This window comes from Erwinia magellanica, from assembly GCF_039023495.1.
Taxonomy (GTDB): Bacteria; Pseudomonadota; Gammaproteobacteria; order Enterobacterales; family Enterobacteriaceae; genus Erwinia.
The window spans coordinates 53,468-71,143 of the sequence record NZ_JBCHVC010000008.1 but is presented as its reverse complement, the minus strand read 5'-3'; the positions used below and the strand labels follow the sequence as shown (position 1 = coordinate 71,143).

The window sequence follows — 17,676 nt, the reverse complement described above, 5'->3', positions numbered from 1 at the left end:
TCAGTCAGTTTTCCGCCAGCCAACCAGCCAGCTGACCAACCCTGCCGCGATCATACCTGCCGAAACCCACTCCCACTCGGGTTTGGTCAGCAGAATAGCCGTGCCGCTCAGAAGCAGCGTAGCACCGACGCCGAACAGGTAACGGGATTTATGCTGCCTGACCCGCTCACTCTTCAAATCGTTAGCCAGTTTGTCCACGCTGTGCTGCAAATGCTTGTGCTGACGGAGACTGTCGTAAAACAGCTCCGGCAACTCCGGTAGCTTCTCGGCCCAGAATGGCGCTTTCTCTTTCAAGGCGCGCACGATAGCCGGAATGCCGATTTGATCTTTGATCCACTCTTCCAGGAACGGCTTTGCGGTTTTCCACAGATCGAGCTGGGGATAAAGCTGCCGCCCTACGCCTTCAACATACAGCAATGTTTTTTGCAGGAGAACCAGCTGCGGCTGAACCTCCATATTGAAACGCCTGGCGGTGTTGAACAGGTTCAGCAGCACGTGACCAAAGGAGATCTCCGCCAGCGGCTTCTCAAAGATAGGTTCGCAAACGGTGCGAATGGCGAATTCAAAATCTTCTACATTGGTGTCTGGCGGTACCCAGCCAGAGTCAACGTGCAGCTCGGCAACCTTGCGGTAGTCACGGTTAAAGAAGGCGATAAAGTTCTCAGCCAGATAGCGCTTATCTTCTTTATTCAGCGAGCCGACAATGCCGCAGTCGATACCGATATATTGCGGATCTTCCGGATGGTCATAGCTGACAAAAATGTTGCCGGGATGCATATCAGCATGGAAGAAGCTGTCGCGGAACACCTGGGTAAAGAACACCTGCACGCCGCGCTCGGCCAGCAGTTTCATGTTTACGCCATGCTGCTCAAGCGCTACCACATCGGAAATAGGGATACCGTAGATCCGCTCCATTACCAGCATGGTTTCGCTACCGTAATCCGAGAAGATTTCCGGCACGTAAAGCATCTTGCTGTTATCGAAGTTGCGGCGAAGCTGAATGGCATTGGCCGCTTCGCGCAGCAGATTCAGCTCATCAATCAGCGTTTTTTCATAGTCCGCCACCACTTCCTGCGGACGCAGACGACGGCCATCCGGCAATAAGCGTGGAACCCAGCGAGCCATGCGGTTAATCAGCTTCATATCCGCTCTGATTACCGGCAGGATATCGGGGCGAATCACTTTAATCACCACTTCCCGGCCATTCTCTTTCAGGGTAGCGGTATGCACCTGCGCAATAGAGGCGGAAGCCAGCGGTTTGATCTCAAAATTATCAAACAGGGTTTCCACAGGACAACCCAGCGACAGTTCTATTTGCTGCTTAGCCAGCACGCCCTCAAAGGGTGCCACGCGATCCTGTAACATCGCCAGCTGATCGGCAATCTGCGGTGGGAAAAGATCGCGTCGGGTAGACATCATCTGACCAAATTTAATCCACACCGGCCCCAGCTGTTCCAGCGCCAACCGTAACCGTTCACCCAACAGCCGCTCTTTATGCTTATTCGGGATCCAGAACAGCGACTTACGCCACAGGAGTAACGGGAGGGCAAGGCGGGTTTTTGGGATCAGCTCATCAAGGCCGTAGCTCAGGAATACCTTGATGATAAAGTACAGGCGGCGTATTTCACCAAAGCTCATTTGGCCTCCAGATTGGTCAGACGAGCTTCCAGGGCAGAAAAGTCGCGGTTTAATGCGTCGACTTCCTCAGTAAACCACGCTGCCTCTAACGCGCCAGGCGCAAGACGCCACTCTTCGGTGAGTGCCTGCCCTAAATAATCCTGCTTGCGCTGCACATCGCCGCGAAGAAACTGAAAACCACGGCGGGCAAACTGGCTGATGCTTTGTGCCATCACGTCGCCAGTCCAGGGGGCAAGGTATTCCGCAGGATCAAGTTCAGCAAGATCGATCAAAGCAGAGAAGTGCTGTACTACCTGCAAATCCCCCTCTACCTCCAGCTCACCGCTGCGGATCAGGCTTGTCAGCTGCTGGCGATCGCGCAGTTTACGCAGCGTGGCAAGCTGAGTTTTCACCGTGCAGTCAGGCTTATCGCTCCATTCACCCAGAACGTCCACCTGCCTTTCGCTGAAGATAAACGTGAGCGGTTGTTTAAGTTCTGCCAGCACAATGGCCAGGCTTTTGCCGTTGAGGCGCTGGCGGGCGGCCTTCAGGCCACGATCGCGATAAAGGACCTGATTAAGCGCCGTTTCCAGCCCCGCGGTTAACAGCGGCGTTAAAGTCATTCGCTTTCCTGTTTAGAACTTGAATCCACGGTGCAGTGCAACAATGCCACCGGTGAGATTGTGGTACGTAGTGTTCTCAAAACCAACTTCTTCCATCATCTGCTTCAGCGTTTCCTGATCGGGATGCATACGAATAGACTCGGCTAAGTAGCGGTAGCTTTCAGCATCTTTTGCCACCAGTTCGCCAATCCGCGGCAGGATATGGAAAGAGTAGGCGTCATAAGCTTTGCTCAGCGGCTCCAGTACCGGTTTGGAGAACTCCAGCACCAGCAGGCGACCACCTGGTTTCAGCACGCGGAACATAGAGGCCAGCGCCTTCTCTTTTTCCGTTACGTTGCGCAGGCCAAAAGCGATGGTAATACAGTCAAAGTGGTTATCAGGGAACGGCAGGGCTTCAGCATTCGCCTGAACATAGTTCACGTTGCCGACGATACCGATATTGCGTAATTTTTCCCGGCCTACTTTCAGCATGGAACTGTTAATATCGGCCAGAACCACTTCGCCGGTCTCGCCCACAATGCGGGAAAACTTAGCGGTAAGGTCACCCGTTCCACCCGCCAGGTCCAGTACGCGCTGTCCGCGACGTACACCGCTGCAATCAATGGTAAAACGCTTCCAGACGCGATGAATACCAAACGACATCAAATCGTTCATCAGGTCATATTTGGCCGCAACGGAATGGAAAACATCAGCCACCATTTCTGCTTTGTCGCTTTTCGCTACGGTACGAAAGCCGAAATGGGTGGTGTCCTTTGATTCATCTGCCATTTGTTTTGCCTTCTCTGCAATCAATTATCCGCCAAGTGTACCAGAGTCACGCAGGCCAGGCACGTAGCCTGGCGGCTTATTCATTAACCCGGGCAGCGCCCTTATCCGTGGCGAAATCGAGTTCAGGCGCGGTTTCATCCCAATCTTCATCAAAGAGATTTTCAGGTGAATCCGGCATCGCCTGTTCAACAAGTCGGGGATTGATCGGCCTTTTTACCTCAACCCCAAGATGGCGGAAGCTTTCGGTCTGGGCTATCAGGTTGCCCCGGCCTTCAGAAAGCTTTTTCATCGCCTGGCGATAGCTCTCCTGCGCCTTATCCATGTTCTGCCCCACAGCGGACATGTCATCCACAAACAGCCGCATTTTGTCATACAGCCTGGCAGCGCGATCGGCAATGCGTTGCGCATGGCGGCTTTGGTGTTCATAACGCCACAAATTATTAATGGTACGCAGCGCCACCAGCAAGGTGGTGGGGCTGACCAGCATAATATTCAGTTTAAGCGCTTCGTTGATCAGCTCCGGCTGGCGATCGATCGCTAACAAAAAGGCCGGTTCAACGGGGATAAACATCAACACATAATCCAGAGAGCGTAAACCGGGTAATTGTTGATAATCTTTACGACTTAGCAGGCGAAGGTGTCCACGTATGGAGGCGATGTGTTCGTTGATGGCGACTTCACGTTCTGCTTCATCCTCGCCATTGAAATAGCGTTCGTAGGCTACCAACGTCATTTTGGCATCGATAACCACATCTTTGCCCTGCGGCAGACGCACGATAACGTCAGGCTGCATCCGGCCATTTTGCTCCAGCTGAATGGTTACCTGCGTTTCATATTCATGCCCTTCACGCAGGCCAGAAGCCTCCAGCACTCTGCTCAGTACCACTTCGCCCCAGTTACCCTGCGTCTTGTTGTCTCCCTTAAGGGCTTTGGTCAGATTGATCGCTTCCTGAGCCATTTGCGCGTTGAGCTGCTGCAAATTACGAATTTCGTGAGAGAGGGTATGCCGTTCACGCGCTTCCTGACCAAATCCTTCCTGTACCTGGCGGCGGAATCCTTCTAACTGTTCCCTTAGCGGGGAGATCAGGCTGTTCAGGCTCTGCTTATTTTGCTCGTCAACCCGGCGGCCGCTGTTTTCAAAGATGCGATTCGCCAGATTTTCAAATTGTGCATTCAGTCGCTGCTCGCTGTTTACCAGCAAACGCTGCTTCTCTTCGGCGGCCATGCGCGTCTCTTCAAGACGGATAGTGACTTCCCGCAGCTCCGCCTCCTGCGAACTGTTGATTTCTAACTGAGTACGTAATTCACGCGTCAGCTGTTCCGCCTCATTACGCCAGTGGTCCAGATGGTGGAGTTTTTCCTGAGCCGCAGACAACGCGCCATGGAGCTGACGCAGTTCCAGCTCATTGTGCTTCTGTGCCTGCTGCTGGCTTTCCAGCTGTTGCTGAAGCCTGTCGCGTTCATCGCGAAGCTGACTGGCGGACTGCACCAGCAGCTGTCGCTCTGTCTCCTGTTTCGCAGAAAGTTGCTGCCCACGGAACCAGGCAATCGTCCATCCTGCTAACAGGCCTGCCAGCCCAAGACAAACACCATAGCTGATTGTTGCATCCACCCTTAATCTCCCCTGCCCTGACTTTGCTACGGAAAAGGTAGAGCCGCACTGTATGAATGTCCAGACAAAACGGCGGCAGGAAGCCTTGAAGAGTCAATTTAAGTGGGATTCTGGAAGCAGATCGGGAAACAGCGGCAGAGGGAGAAAAATGGAGAGGAGGATCACTGAGCGATCCTCCTCGGTTTCAAAGCATCAGATTAAACGGCGTGCGGCATCAACCACGATGCGTACCGCATCGCTTTCGGTTCTTTTCATCGTTTCTGCATCCGGGATCTCCTGCTGAGTCCGGTTTACAATCACGCCAGCTACCATGCCTGCGCGTAGCCCCTGGCTCGCACACATGGTTAACAAGGTGGCGGACTCCATCTCATAGTTCAGCACACCCATCTGCTGCCACTCTTTCATTGAATTCTGAAAGCGGCTCACCACGCGCCCTGAATAGGTATCGTAGCGCTCCTGGCCGGGGTAAAACGTATCGGAAGAAGCAGTAATACCAATATGCGTGGTCGCGCCTGCCGCTTTAGCCGCCTCAACTAACGCTGTGGTACAGGTGAAATCGGCCACGGCAGGGAATTCGAGGGGAGCAAAATGCAGGCTGGCCCCATCAAGACGAACTGAACCCGTGGTGACCAGTACGTCACCGACATTAATATCAGGCTGAATAGCCCCCGTGGTACCGACACGCAGGAAAGTACGCACGCCCAGCTGAGCCAGCTCCTCTACCGCGATAGAGGTGGAAGGGCCGCCGATGCCGGTGGAACAAACAATGACCGCTTTGCCATCCAGCTCTGCACGCCAGGTGGTGAATTCACGGTGTGATGCCAGATGAACCGGGTTATCCATCAATGCCGCGATTTTTTTTACCCGCTCAGGATCGCCCGGCACAATAGCCAGCGTTGCACCCTGCAAATCCGCTTTAGTTAAACCCAAATGAAAAACGTCTGAGTGTGCCATTTCAAACTCCTGTAACGGGAAAGGGGGATAAGGATCAGGCGGTAACAATAGTGCAAAATCTGGAAAATTTATGTGAGTTTAATCACTTAAGTTAATGAAACTTGCAGTGAATAAAAACTTAAATGTGATGAAGATCGCACTTAATCACTCTGTCAGCGGCAATTGCCACAACTTGTTCTGTTGGTCAGCTAATGGCAGTGTTAATGGTGAAGAGAGAAGCATCCCCTGACCCAAACGTAATCCTGGCTATAGTTAGCTGATTGCGCTAATGCATGCACGGAGAGGACAATGAAAACCGAAGAAAATATGACTCAAAAAATGAGCAATAATGGGTTCGCTCCTGCGGTATCGCCTACCGCATCGACCACGATTATCACTGACAGCGAAGCGATTTTGTCAGGCGAAACCTCCATTCCCACCCAGGGCGAAAATATGCCCGCGTTCCATGCCAAACCCCGTAATGCCAGCGGCCCGTTGCCGGTGATCCTGGTGGTTCAGGAAATTTTCGGGGTACATGAGCATATTCGTGACATCTGCCGCCGCCTGGCGCTGGAGGGCTATCTGGCCGTGGCACCGGAACTCTATTTCCGTCAGGGCGATCCTGCTGAATATAGTGATATTCCCACCCTTTTCAGTGAATTAGTCAGCAAAGTTCCAGACAGTCAGGTGCTTGCCGACCTGGATCATGTCGCCAACTGGGCATCACGCCACGGTGGTGATATGCGCAATATGGCGATTACCGGTTTTTGCTGGGGCGGCCGTATTTGCTGGCTCTATGCGGCGCACAATCCTCAGCTGAAAGCCGCCGTTGCGTGGTATGGCAAACTTGTTGGCGAGAAAACCTTAAAGCAGCCGAAACATCCCGTGGATATCGCCGTTGACCTTACTGCGCCGGTATTAGGGCTTTATGGTGGTCAGGACGAGAGTATTCCGCAGGAGAGCGTGGAGAAGATGCGTCAGGCGCTGCGTGCCGCCAACGCGAAATCGGAAATCGTAGTTTATCCCGAGGCGGGACATGCGTTTAACGCCGACTATCGCCCCAGCTATCACCAGGAGTCTGCCCAGGATGGCTGGCAGAGGATGCTTGCCTGGTTCAGGCAATATGACGTGAAGTAATAAAAAAGGGGGCGCACAGCGCCCCAACATAACAACAGAGAAATCAGGCTTCGAGTTTTCGCAGGTTTTGCGCGGCTTTAACCATATTAGCCAGCGCCTGACGGGTTTCCGGCCAGCCACGCGTCTTCAAACCGCAATCCGGATTTACCCACAAACGCTCCGTTGGAATGCGTTTTGCCGCTTTCAGCAGCAGCGCCTCTATCCACTCCACCTCTGGCACGTTTGGCGAGTGAATATCGTAAACGCCTGGCCCAATATCATTCGGATAATCAAATTCCTCAAACGACTCCAGCAGTTCCATATCAGATCGTGACGTTTCAATGGTGATCACATCCGCATCCAGCGCGGCGATGGAATCCATGATGTCGTTGAATTCGCAGTAGCACATATGGGTATGAATTTGCGTGTCATCCCGCGCCACGGCGGCGGTTAGACGGAACGCTTCTACGGCCCACTCCAGATAGGCAGCCCAGTCAGACTGACGAAGCGGCAGCCCTTCACGTAAAGCTGGCTCATCAATCTGAATGATGCCAATCCCGGCTTTCTCCAGATCTTCCACTTCATCCCGCAGTGCCAGTGCAATCTGTTTTGCGATGGTTTCACGGGTCACGTCTTCGCGGGGGAATGACCAGCAAAGGATAGTCACCGGGCCGGTCAGCATGCCTTTAACCGGTTTATCGGTCAGAGACTGCGCGTACTTCGCCCACTCAACGGTGATCGCTTCCGGACGGCTGACGTCACCAATGATTACCGGCGGCTTCACGCAGCGCGAACCGTAACTCTGCACCCAGCCGTTTTGCGTGAAGGCGAAACCATCCAGATTCTCACCAAAATATTCAACCATATCGTTACGTTCAGCTTCTCCGTGCACCAGCACGTCCAGCCCCAGTCGCTCCTGTTCGGCAATGGCCTGCTTAATATGTTCAGCAATGCCGGTGCGGTAGCGGCTGGCATCCAGGCGACCCTGCCTGAAGTCCAGACGCAAACCACGAATTTCAGTGGTCTGCGGGAATGAGCCAATAGTGGTGGTCGGCCAGGCGGGCAGCCGGAAGCGCTTACGCTGCGCTTCTGCACGCACAACGTAGCTGTTATTGCGCAGGCTGTCTTTAGGGGTGATGCCTGCCAGACGTTCGCCAACCGCCGCATTATGCACGCGGGTTGACTGGCGGCGGGCGCGAACTGGCGCGCTCCAGGCTTCCAGCGACTGCGGATCGTTGTTATTTAACGCATTGCTCAGCAGCGAAAGCTCGGCACACTTCTGTAGCGCGAAGGCGAACCAGCTTTTAACCTCATTATCCAGACGCGTTTCGGTGCTGAGATCGATAGGGCTGTGCAGCAATGAACAGGATGTACCGATCCAGAGCTGCTGACGTTGCGCCACCAGCGGCTGAAGGCGTTCAAACCAGCTGCTGAGATCGGCGCGCCAGACATTACGGCCATTAATAACCCCTACGGAGAGCAACCACTCTGCCGGAACTTTTCTGTTCAGCCCGGCGATATCATCTTTGCCATGGACCAGGTCAACGTGCAGGCCCTGAACCGGCAGCGTGCGGATGGTGTCAATGTTGGTACCGACGCTTTCAAAATAGGTGGTCAGCAGCAGCTTTGTGGTGCCCTGAAGCGCTTCATAAGCTGGCTTAAAGGCATTCAGCCACTCTTGAGGCAGTTCCAGAACCAGCGCAGGCTCATCAATCTGTACCCAGTCGATACCGCGCTTCGCCAGCTCAGCCAGCACCTGCTGATAGACCGGCAGAATATCGTTCAGCAGGCTCAGACGGTCAAACTGTTCACCTTTTACTTTACCCAGCCACAGATAGGTTACCGGCCCAAGCAGCACAGGTTTCACCTTATGTCCCAGCGCCAGCGCTTCGTCCACCTCTTCCAGGATCTCTCTCCAGCTCAGCTTAAACTGCTGCCCTTTGGTGAATTCCGGCACCATATAGTGATAGTTGGTGTTGAACCATTTTGTCATCTCGGCTGCGGCTGCGGGTTCGCCGGTTGGCGCGCGGCCACGGCCCAGGCGGAACAGGGTATCCAGGTCGACCGAGCCATCTTTATTTTGATGGCGGGCCGGAACATTGCCCAGCAGCAGGCTGGTGGTCAGAACGTGATCGTACCAGGCGAAGTCTCCTACGGGCACCAAATCCACACCTGCCTGCTTCTGCTGCTGCCAGTGACGGGCACGTAGTTCACGCCCCACAGCCAGTAGTTCTTCCTGAGAAAGGGTGCCTGCCCAGTAGCTTTCCTGGGCCTTTTTCAGTTCGCGACGCAGGCCGACGCGGGGAAATCCGAGTGTATGATTCAGAATGGTCATCAGTTCTCTCCTCAGTTGCTGCCCGTTGACGTTGCAAGCAGGCTTTTAGACGTCCAGATGTTTACACATCTATAATCCGCAGGTACTGTAGTAACCACAAGCGCAAATTGTTCACTGTCGTTGTGAAGGACTCTCATGATCGAACTTAAACACCTGCGAACGCTACAGGCGCTGCGGACGACTGGTTCGCTGGCAGCAGCAGCAGCCCAGCTACATCAAACGCAGTCGGCGTTATCTCATCAGTTCAGCGACCTGGAACAGCGTCTGGGCTTCCGTCTTTTCGTGCGCAAGAGCCAGCCGTTACGCTTCACGCCACAGGGTGAAATCCTGTTGCAGCTGGCCGAGCAGGTGCTGCCGCAAATTCAGCAGGCACTACAGGCTTGTCACGAGCCGCACCAGACTACGCTGCGAATCGCCATTGAGTGCCACAGCTGCATCCAGTGGCTGACGCCGGCGCTGAACAATTTCCGCCAGAGCTGGCCACAGGTGGTGATGGATTTCAAATCGGGGGTAACGTTTGACCCACAACCAGCCCTGCAACAGGGTGAGCTGGATCTGGTTCTTACTTCGGATATTCTGCCGCGTAGCGGGCTGTTCTATTCGCCAATGTTTGATTTTGAAGTCAGGCTCGTGCTGGCGCCGGACCATGCTCTGGCGAAGATTGAGCATATTTCCCCTGAGGATTTGGCAAACGAAGTGTTGATGATTTATCCGGTTCAGCGCCAGCGTCTGGATATCTGGCGGCACTTTTTACAGCCTGCGGGCGTCAGCCCGGCGCTGAAAAGCGTCGATAATACGCTGCTGTTAATCCAGATGGTGTCGGCAGGCATGGGCATTGCCGCGCTGCCTCACTGGGTGGTAGAGAGCTTTGAACATCAGGGAGTGGTGACTACCAAAGCATTGGGTGAAGGACTATGGAGCCGCCTTTATGCCGCAGTACGTGATGGCGAGCAGCGCCAGCCGGTTACCGAGGCTTTTATCCACTCTGCCCGCCAGCATGCCTGCGATCATTTACCGCGCGTGAAGGATGCTTCCCAACCGGGGATGCCCCTGCCTGGTACGCTGGCTCACTCCTGATTTATCTCCCCCGCTTAATCTCTGGCGGGTTTTCCTGCATCAGGGGCCATTTGTCTCTATAATGCGCCCAACAGACTTTGATCCCTGATGAGATTTTTATGACGAATAATGATGTTCTGCGCAGCGTGCGCTATATGCTGAATTTAAGCGATGCCCAGGTCGTGGCGATTCTGGCGCTGGCAGAAACCGAGGTCAGCGAAGCGGAAGTGCACAGTTTCCTGAAAAAAGAGGATGAGCCAGGCTACCGCGACTGCCCGGATGTGATTATGGGCTACTTCCTGAACGGCCTGATTTTCCAGCGTCGTGGCAAGAGCGAAGAGGCCCCTGCTCCCTCTATCGAACGCAAAATGACTAACAACATCATCATGAAGAAACTGCGTGTCGCGTTTGATCTGAAAACCACTGATATTCTTGAGATCCTCAAGCTGGCGGACTTTGCCGTGGGTCAGTCTGAGATTGGCGCTATTTTCCGTAAGCCTGGCCATAAAAATTACCGCGAATGCGGTGACCAGATCCTGCGTAACTTCCTTAAAGGGCTGACCATGAAGGTTCGTCCTGCTGTAAAAGCCAAATAACCTGTAAAGGGCAGCACTCAGCTGCCCTTTATCTTTTCTGGCAGCAATTACCCCGACTGCCTGCCTTTGATTATCCAGTGTCGGTGGACGAGCAGAGAAGCAAAAATCACTGCCGCGCCAATGATAAAGCTTGGCCAGTGCGGTTGCTGCTGCCAGATTGCCAGGTTGACCAACAGGCCTGCCGGCACATGCATATTGTTCATAATGCCCAATGTCCCGGCATCAACCTGCGTAGCGCCGTAGTTCCACATGAAATAGCCTAATCCTGAAGCGACAATGCCCAGCCAGATCAGAATGCCCCATTGCAGAGAAGTCTCAGGCAGCTTTTGCGGATTCCCCCACAGGAACCAGGCCAGCACCGCGATTAACGCCGCCCCAAGGTAGAACCAGGAAAAGGCCGTATGCTGTGGCATCGGACGAATTTCCTGTAAGCGTTTATAACCCACCATGCCGACAGCAAAAATGATATTTGCCAGCTGTACCAGCAACAGGCCGAACCAGAAATGTTCGCTCACCTTGTCATAACGGATAATGGCTGCACCGCCCACTGCCAGCAAGGCGCTCAGTGCATATCCCCAGCGAACGCCACGCCCTTTCAGAAGATCGTAAATCAGCGTGACATAGAGCGGCGTCATCACGGTAAACAGCAGAAATTCTGACACGCTGAGGTAGAGATAGGCCTGGAAACTCACTAGGTACATCACGCCGAGCTGTAAAGCGCCGACGCCCATATAGAGCAGCAGCGTTGAAGGCCGATAGCCTTTCCAGCGCAAAAAAGGGAGGAACACCACGGCGGCCAGCAGCAGGCGAACCAGGACGGAAAACACGCTGTCTACCTGCCCGGCCAGGTATTCACCTATCAGGCTGAAAGAAAATGCCCACAAGATTGTGGTGACAATCAGTAACGTCACAATAAAAACTCTGCAATGAAAAGTGGCGGTAGTGTAGCGAAATGCGCTAAGTCACAGGAAATTATTTGGTTTACATCTGAACACTTAAAACACACCTCATGCTCTTGCAAAAAAATGTTCGCTAACGAAAGTGCCTTGCTTAACGCTGCACGAATTGCGCTTTTTATCACTTTTCCTTTCAACAGCCAGACATGTTTTGTCGTGCCAATTCACAAATACAGTTTTTTTGTCATAAAAATGTAACATTTGAGTCTTTCTTCACAGTCTGCTGAGCGTTTTACGCCTATTCTGTGCGCGAAAAGGAACATTTTACCCCTGTTCAGGGGCAATCCTTTTTGTACGACGCGCCACGCGGCGCTAAAAAAGAGAATAAACCGCCCATCGGAGGCTCCTATGTTAAGTATTTTTAAGCCAGCCCCTCATCAACCTCGCGTGGAGGCCGGCAAGGTAGATCCGCTTTACCGCAAGCTGCGCTGGCAAATTTTCCTGGGGATTTTCTTCGGTTATGCTGCCTATTATCTGGTGCGCAAAAACTTTGCTCTTGCCATGCCCTATCTGATTGAACAGGGTTTTTCCCGTGGCGATCTCGGGTTTGCGCTCTCAGGCATCTCTATCGCCTACGGCTTTTCTAAATTTATTATGGGATCGGTCTCTGACCGCTCTAACCCAAGACTCTTTCTGCCTGCCGGATTGATTCTGGCCGCTGCGGTCATGCTCTTTATGGGATTCGTTCCCTGGGCAACCTCCAGCATTATGGTGATGTTCGTGCTGCTGTTTTTATGCGGCTGGTTTCAGGGAATGGGATGGCCTCCCTGTGGCCGAACCATGGTGCACTGGTGGTCGCAAAAAGAGCGCGGCAGAGTGGTTTCCGTCTGGAACTGTGCGCACAACGTAGGGGGTGGCATTCCTCCTTTGCTGTTCCTGCTGGGCATGGCGTGGTTTAACGACTGGAAAGCGGCGCTCTATATGCCAGCCTTTGGTGCCATCGTGATTGCCCTCTTCGCCTTTGCCATGATGCGCGATACACCGCAATCCTGTGGCCTGCCGCCGATTGAAGATTACAAAAATGATTATCCGCCGGACTATGATGAAAAACATGAAGAAGAGCTGACCGCTAAGCAGATCTTTATGCAATATATTTTGCCGAATAAATTGCTGTGGTATATCGCGCTGGCGAACGTGTTTGTCTATCTGCTGCGTTACGGCATTCTTGACTGGTCACCGACCTACCTGAAAGAAGTGAAGCATTTCGCGCTGGATAAATCCTCCTGGGCTTACTTTTTCTACGAATATGCAGGGATCCCCGGCACGCTGCTTTGTGGCTGGATGTCTGACAAAGTCTTCAAAGGCAACCGTGGTGCCACCGGCGTATTCTTTATGGTGTTGGTCACCATTGCCACCGTGGTCTACTGGATGAACCCGGCAGGCAATCCCGGCGTTGATATGGCTTGTATGATCGTAATCGGCTTCCTGATTTATGGGCCTGTGATGCTGATCGGCCTGCATGCGTTAGAGCTGGCGCCTAAAAAAGCGGCCGGGACAGCGGCAGGGTTTACCGGCCTGTTTGGTTACCTGGGTGGCTCTGTGGCAGCCAGCGCTATCGTCGGCTACACCGTAGACTTTTTCGGTTGGGACGGCGGCTTTATCATCATGATTGGCGGGTGTGTACTGGCCGTGCTGTTGCTGGTGCTGACCATGCTCAGTGAAAACAAGCATAAACAGCAGATGAAGCAGGCGGAATAACAGGAGAGTCCATGTCAGTTAAAACACTCGTGGCCACGATATTAATGGCCTCTTCACTCTGCGCGATGGCTGAGCCGGACAAAATTGTTATTGCCCACCGGGGAGCCAGCGGCTATTTGCCGGAGCATACGCTTCCGGCAAAGGCGATGGCCTATGCCCAGGGAGCCGATTTTCTGGAGCAGGATTTGGTCATGACCAAAGATGACCGGTTAGTGGTGCTGCACGATCATTACCTTGATCGTGTGACTGACGTTGCCGACCGTTATCCCGCTCGTGCCAGAAAGGATGGACGTTACTACGCTATCGACTTCACGCTGGCAGAGATCAAAGGACTGAAATTCACGGAAGGTTTTACCGTGGAAAACGGCAGGAAAAAGCAGACTTTTCCAAAACGCTTCCCTCTGGGGAAATCTGATTTCCGCATTCATACCTTTGAGGAGGAGATCGAATTCATTCAGGGGCTGAATTACTCTACAGGTAAGAACATCGGGATTTACACTGAGATTAAAGCCCCCTGGTTTCATCGCCAGGAGGGCAAAGATATCTCGGCTAAGGTGCTTGATGTCCTGAAAAAGTATGGTTACAGCGATAAAAAAGATCCTGTTTACCTTCAGTGTTTTGATTATAACGAAGTGAAGCGGATCAAAACGGAGCTGGAGCCACAGCGAGGAATGGATCTCAAACTGGTTCAGTTAATCACTGAAACTGACTCAAAAGAGACGCAGGAGCAGCAGAATGGCAAATGGGTGAACTACAGCTACGACTGGATGTTCAAACCCGGCGCTATGAAGCAAGTGGCTGAGTACGCGGATGGGATCGGTCCGGACTACCATATGCTGGTAGAGGCGACTTCGACTAAGGGTCATATTCGTCTGACCGCGCTGGTGAAAGAGGCGCACCAGGCCAGAATGGTGGTGCATCCGTACACGGTCCGGGCAGACCAGCTTCCCGACTGGGTAGATAATGTCGATCAGCTCTACGATGTGTTGTACAACCAGGCCAACGTAGAGGGCTTATTCACGGATTTCCCGGATAAAGCGGTTCACTTCCTGCATCAGTAAACTTTTCCGCCCCGGTGCGCCGGGGCGGAAGATTACCGACTACACGTTATAAAGCTTACGCAGATAATGGGGCACAGCGTTATCCGCATTAGACCCAATCACTTCCAGCTCTGGCAGCAGATCTTTCAGACGATGGTGCGAATTGCTCATGATGCACCCCTTGCCCGCCATGGTCAGCATCTCTTTATCATTCATACCGTCGCCAAAGGAGATGCAGTCTTTCAGGCCAAAGCCCAGAGACTGAGCAACGGCGTCCAGTGCATGACCTTTCGAAACCCCACCAGCCATCACTTCCAGACAGGTCGGCAGCGAGAAACTGACGTTAACGCGGTCGCCCCAGCGAGCCACCAGCGCCTCTTCAAGCGGGATCAGCAGCTCAGGCTTACCGCAGGTAAAGAACACCTTGCTGATGCCATCCGTTGCCAGTGAACCCGGCTCATAGATCTGGTAATTGAAGTCAGATTCGCGGAAGAAATCCATCTCTTCAGGACGGTTACGGTTCAGGAACCACTCTTCATCACGGTAGACGTTGGTAAAAATATCCTCATGGCTGTGGTGCAGCGCAAACAGCTCACGGGCAATATCTTCGTCCAGATTGTGGCTGAAGACCAGCTCGCCAGCCGTGTTGTGCACACGCGCACCGTTAGAGGTGATCATAAAAGCGTCAATCCCCAGACTGTCCCGCATTTGAGCCACATCAATGTAGTGACGGCCAGTGGCGAAGATAAAATTCACCCCCTTGCGCGTCATCAGTTGCAGCGTTTCACGGGCAAAGGGAGATAAACGGTGATCCGGCGACAACAGCGTGCCGTCAAGATCGGAAGCAACAATAGGGTACATAAAACCTCTGGTTAGTCTGTTATCGGGCAGTCTGGCTGGCCCGCTACTGAGTCACATCTGAGTAGTGCAAAATTAATGTCTGGAGAAAAACGCCACAATGGCTTCCAGCGCTTCGGCACGCATGCTGTCTTTTTCAAACAAGATCTCATGACGCGCGCCTGCAATTACCTGCGGTTTTCCCCCTTCACAGGGCTGGCCCGCAGCGATCATGGCCTGACAGAAGAGATTCTGGGCCTGGTTATCCACCACTTTGTCCTCACCAGCCTGCAACAGCAGTAGCGGTGTGGAGATCTCCTTTGCCCGGCTGATAATACTCTGCCCGGCCTGCATCCCTTCACGCACCCAATGATAGGTTGGGCCGCCCACGCGCAGGCCGGGGTCATCAGCATAGAAACGCAGGTTGCGCCGGTAGCGTTCACGGCTGTGGGTCAGTTCATTGATGCCAAAGGGCCTGGCACGCCATTTCCCGGTGCCCATGGCGTAACCGTCCCGCAGCGCCGGGCGTTTTTCAGCCCACTCCAGGATGCGGTTCGCCATCCAGACCGGCATGGGAAGAAAGATACCGAACATTGGCGAAGCCAGCACCACCGCGTCAAAAGCCCCAGGCTTTCTTGCCAGCATCAACGCTAAAATTGCCCCGCCCATTGAGTGAGCCAGCGCATAACGGTGTTGGTAGTGGCGGCCAGCAACTTCCTTGAGATAAAGCGTTTCTAAATCGTCAACATAATGGTCAAACGCTTCGACGTGGCCGCGGTGAGAATCCTGCAACAGCCGACCAGAGCGGCCCTGACCACGGTGGTCAATAATGATGATGTCATAGCCGCACTGAAACAGATCATAGGCCAGCTCAGGATATTTCACATAGCTTTCGATCCTTCCCGGACAGAGCAGGATAACTTTATCGTGAAGCGCAGAAGTGAAGCGGACATAGCGTATTGTGACGTTTTCCACGCCGGTGAATTCGCACTCTTCGCGCTGCTGCCAGAAGTCCAGCAGCGGCCCCGTAGCAAAAGCAGCAAACGCTTTTTCACGCGTTGGCCAGCCATTTTTTTGACTTGTCATCGGCTTCAGCCCTTACTCCTTTTTCACCGCCCGGAAGGGATATCTCATTCCGTAGCGCAACCGCAAACAATGACGTATTGTGTCATACTTCTGCGCTATCAGGGAGCGTTACCCATGACCATCGAATGGTGGCTGGCTTATCTTTTAACCACCAGCATCTTAAGTCTTTCCCCCGGTTCCGGGGCGATCAATACCATGAGTACCGGTATCAGCCACGGCTATCGTGGTGCTGTGGCTTCCATTTCCGGCTTGCAGGTTGGCCTTTCGCTGCACATCATGCTGGTGGGCATTGGCTTGGGCGCCCTGTTCTCACAATCTCTGCTGGCTTTTGAGATCCTGAAATGGGCAGGCGCGGCTTATCTGGTCTGGTTGGGCATCCAGCAGTGGCGCTCTGCCGGTGGCATCGATCTTCAGGCGGTGGCCAAAGCTATGCCGCGCAGAAAGCTGTTTAAGCGCGCGGTTCTGGTGAACCTGACTAACCCGAAAAGCATTGTTTTCCTGGCGGCGCTGTTCCCGCAGTTCATCCTTCCCCATCAGCCTCAGGCTGTGCAGTATCTGGTATTGGGAGTGACGACGGTGGTGGTCGATATCATTGTGATGATTGGCTATGCCATGTTGGCTACCCGCATTGCCGGATGGATCAAGGGGCCACGTCAGATGAAATTGCTGAACAGAACGTTTGGCGGAATGTTTATGGCGGTAGGTGCGTTGCTGGCCTCGGCAAGGCGCATTGCCTGACAGTTTCAGGCCGGATCGGTCATCCGGCCTGAAATCTTAGCGTGAAAGGATCAGGTGGATGCCAAAACCGGCAAACAGGACGCCCGCAAAACCATCAATCCATTTTGCCAGACGCTGATAGCCCTGCCGCATCGCTGGCAGCGCAAAGATGCTGGCCACCAGGCTGAACCAGACAAAGGTTTCGCCGACAATCAGTAAAAAGAGTCCCCAGCGTTCCCCTGCGCCAACATTATCCCCGACAAACAGCGAGAACACGCTGCCAAAGTAGATTACCGCTTTGGGGTTTGAGAGGTTAGTCAGAAAGCCTTTCAGGAAAGTTTTGCCCTTTTTCGGCAGCACTACCGCTGCGGCATCTGGTTGTGTGGCCTGTTTGTGCTGCTGACGCGCAGAGCGCAGCATCTGCCAGCCCATCCACAACAGGTAAAGCCCGCCGCCAACCATGATCAGCTGATGCAGCCAGGCCATCTGTTGCAGGATCAGGTTCAGCCCCATCAGCGCCACGCCCGCCCAGATAACAATGCCCAGAGTAATTCCGGTAACGCCCAGCATCGCTTCCTTTCTGGAGCGGCTGACTGCGGTTTGCGATACAAAAAAGAAGTCCGGCCCCGGACTCATCAAAGCGACAAAATGAACCAGTGCCACCGTCAGGAATAACATCATCTTCT

Annotated in this window: 16 protein-coding genes; 6 read left to right on the top strand and 10 right to left on the bottom strand. The window is 53.5% G+C overall.

The window, feature by feature from the left end:
• The 5 genes from ubiB to udp all read right to left on the bottom strand — a co-directional run bounded on the left by ubiB (position 1) and on the right by udp (position 5,574).
• Positions 1-1,638: a ubiquinone biosynthesis regulatory protein kinase UbiB gene (gene ubiB, locus AAH450_RS20345; protein ID WP_342911818.1), complete on the bottom strand. Its 1,638-nt coding sequence runs from the start codon at positions 1,636-1,638 to the stop codon at positions 1-3.
• Positions 1,635-2,240 (bottom strand): ubiquinone biosynthesis protein UbiJ, encoded by a 606-nt coding sequence (ubiJ, locus tag AAH450_RS20340; protein ID WP_318792112.1) that lies wholly within the window; start codon positions 2,238-2,240, stop codon positions 1,635-1,637. Before ubiJ ends, ubiB begins: the two co-directional genes overlap by 4 nt.
• A gap of 12 nt (positions 2,241-2,252) precedes the next feature.
• Entirely contained in the window at positions 2,253-3,008 is a 756-nt protein-coding gene (gene ubiE / locus AAH450_RS20335) for a bifunctional demethylmenaquinone methyltransferase/2-methoxy-6-polyprenyl-1,4-benzoquinol methylase UbiE (RefSeq protein ID WP_318792113.1), read from the bottom strand.
• Positions 3,009-3,084: 76 nt separating this feature from the next.
• Positions 3,085-4,620, bottom strand: a complete 1,536-nt coding sequence (gene rmuC / locus AAH450_RS20330) for a DNA recombination protein RmuC (RefSeq protein ID WP_342911817.1) — start codon at positions 4,618-4,620, stop codon at positions 3,085-3,087.
• Between the two features lie 192 nt (positions 4,621-4,812).
• On the bottom strand, positions 4,813-5,574 hold the full coding sequence (gene udp / locus AAH450_RS20325; RefSeq protein ID WP_318792115.1) for a uridine phosphorylase: 762 nt from the start codon (positions 5,572-5,574) through the stop codon (positions 4,813-4,815).
• Positions 5,575-5,862: 288 nt separating this feature from the next.
• Between udp and AAH450_RS20320 the strand changes: the two genes are divergently transcribed.
• Positions 5,863-6,690 carry a dienelactone hydrolase family protein gene (locus tag AAH450_RS20320; RefSeq protein ID WP_342911816.1) on the top strand — a complete coding sequence of 276 codons (828 nt, stop codon included), beginning with the start codon at positions 5,863-5,865 and terminating at the stop codon, positions 6,688-6,690.
• Positions 6,691-6,733: 43 nt separating this feature from the next.
• Here the strand turns inward: AAH450_RS20320 and metE are convergent, their stop codons facing one another.
• Positions 6,734-9,004 carry a 5-methyltetrahydropteroyltriglutamate--homocysteine S-methyltransferase gene (gene metE / locus AAH450_RS20315; RefSeq protein ID WP_342911815.1) on the bottom strand — a complete coding sequence of 757 codons (2,271 nt, stop codon included), beginning with the start codon at positions 9,002-9,004 and terminating at the stop codon, positions 6,734-6,736.
• 135 nt (positions 9,005-9,139) lie between these two features.
• Between metE and metR the strand changes: the two genes are divergently transcribed.
• Together metR and AAH450_RS20305 are read left to right on the top strand one after the other, a co-directional pair.
• On the top strand, positions 9,140-10,081 hold the full coding sequence (gene metR / locus AAH450_RS20310) for an HTH-type transcriptional regulator MetR (protein WP_342911814.1): 942 nt from the start codon (positions 9,140-9,142) through the stop codon (positions 10,079-10,081).
• 98 nt (positions 10,082-10,179) lie between these two features.
• Positions 10,180-10,656: a YehS family protein gene (locus AAH450_RS20305; protein ID WP_342911813.1), complete on the top strand. Its 477-nt coding sequence runs from the start codon at positions 10,180-10,182 to the stop codon at positions 10,654-10,656.
• Positions 10,657-10,703: 47 nt separating this feature from the next.
• Here the strand turns inward: AAH450_RS20305 and AAH450_RS20300 are convergent, their stop codons facing one another.
• Complete coding sequence (locus AAH450_RS20300) at positions 10,704-11,567, bottom strand: carboxylate/amino acid/amine transporter (RefSeq protein ID WP_342911812.1); 864 nt, start codon at positions 11,565-11,567, stop codon at positions 10,704-10,706.
• 393 nt (positions 11,568-11,960) lie between these two features.
• On the opposite strand from AAH450_RS20300, the gene glpT reads away from it, so the two are divergent.
• Entirely contained in the window at positions 11,961-13,310 is a 1,350-nt protein-coding gene (gene glpT, locus AAH450_RS20295; RefSeq protein WP_342911811.1) for a glycerol-3-phosphate transporter, read from the top strand.
• Positions 13,311-13,321: 11 nt separating this feature from the next.
• Positions 13,322-14,371, top strand: a complete 1,050-nt coding sequence (gene glpQ, locus AAH450_RS20290; protein ID WP_342911810.1) for a glycerophosphodiester phosphodiesterase — start codon at positions 13,322-13,324, stop codon at positions 14,369-14,371.
• A gap of 39 nt (positions 14,372-14,410) precedes the next feature.
• Here the strand turns inward: glpQ and yigL are convergent, their stop codons facing one another.
• Positions 14,411-15,211, bottom strand: a complete 801-nt coding sequence (gene yigL / locus AAH450_RS20285) for a sugar/pyridoxal phosphate phosphatase YigL (RefSeq protein WP_318792124.1) — start codon at positions 15,209-15,211, stop codon at positions 14,411-14,413.
• Between the two features lie 72 nt (positions 15,212-15,283).
• A complete protein-coding gene (gene pldB, locus AAH450_RS20280; protein ID WP_342911809.1) occupies positions 15,284-16,273 on the bottom strand; it encodes a lysophospholipase L2 in 990 nt (329 codons plus the stop codon).
• Positions 16,274-16,387: 114 nt separating this feature from the next.
• Here pldB and rhtB point away from each other — a divergent pair, with 114 nt between their 5' ends.
• Positions 16,388-17,011: a homoserine/homoserine lactone efflux protein gene (gene rhtB, locus AAH450_RS20275; protein WP_318792126.1), complete on the top strand. Its 624-nt coding sequence runs from the start codon at positions 16,388-16,390 to the stop codon at positions 17,009-17,011.
• Positions 17,012-17,047: 36 nt separating this feature from the next.
• Here rhtB and rhtC read toward each other — a convergent pair whose 3' ends face one another.
• Positions 17,048-17,671, bottom strand: coding sequence for a threonine export protein RhtC (rhtC, locus tag AAH450_RS20270; protein WP_342911808.1), 624 nt, complete (start codon positions 17,669-17,671; stop codon positions 17,048-17,050).
• Between the last annotated feature and the right edge of the window lie 5 nt (positions 17,672-17,676).

Coding starts and splice junctions, on each gene's coding strand:
- ubiE (WP_318792113.1), bottom strand. CDS start 3,008: ATGGCAGATGAATCAAAGGACACCACCCATTTCGGCTTTCGTACCGTA.
- metR (WP_342911814.1), top strand. CDS start 9,140: ATGATCGAACTTAAACACCTGCGAACGCTACAGGCGCTGCGGACGACT.
- AAH450_RS20305 (WP_342911813.1), top strand. CDS start 10,180: ATGACGAATAATGATGTTCTGCGCAGCGTGCGCTATATGCTGAATTTA.
- pldB (WP_342911809.1), bottom strand. CDS start 16,273: ATGACAAGTCAAAAAAATGGCTGGCCAACGCGTGAAAAAGCGTTTGCT.
- AAH450_RS20320 (WP_342911816.1), top strand. CDS start 5,863: ATGAAAACCGAAGAAAATATGACTCAAAAAATGAGCAATAATGGGTTC.
- rhtC (WP_342911808.1), bottom strand. CDS start 17,671: ATGATGTTATTCCTGACGGTGGCACTGGTTCATTTTGTCGCTTTGATG.
- ubiB (WP_342911818.1), bottom strand. CDS start 1,638: ATGAGCTTTGGTGAAATACGCCGCCTGTACTTTATCATCAAGGTATTC.
- glpQ (WP_342911810.1), top strand. CDS start 13,322: ATGTCAGTTAAAACACTCGTGGCCACGATATTAATGGCCTCTTCACTC.
- rhtB (WP_318792126.1), top strand. CDS start 16,388: ATGACCATCGAATGGTGGCTGGCTTATCTTTTAACCACCAGCATCTTA.
- udp (WP_318792115.1), bottom strand. CDS start 5,574: ATGGCACACTCAGACGTTTTTCATTTGGGTTTAACTAAAGCGGATTTG.
- yigL (WP_318792124.1), bottom strand. CDS start 15,211: ATGTACCCTATTGTTGCTTCCGATCTTGACGGCACGCTGTTGTCGCCG.
- glpT (WP_342911811.1), top strand. CDS start 11,961: ATGTTAAGTATTTTTAAGCCAGCCCCTCATCAACCTCGCGTGGAGGCC.
- metE (WP_342911815.1), bottom strand. CDS start 9,004: ATGACCATTCTGAATCATACACTCGGATTTCCCCGCGTCGGCCTGCGT.
- ubiJ (WP_318792112.1), bottom strand. CDS start 2,240: ATGACTTTAACGCCGCTGTTAACCGCGGGGCTGGAAACGGCGCTTAAT.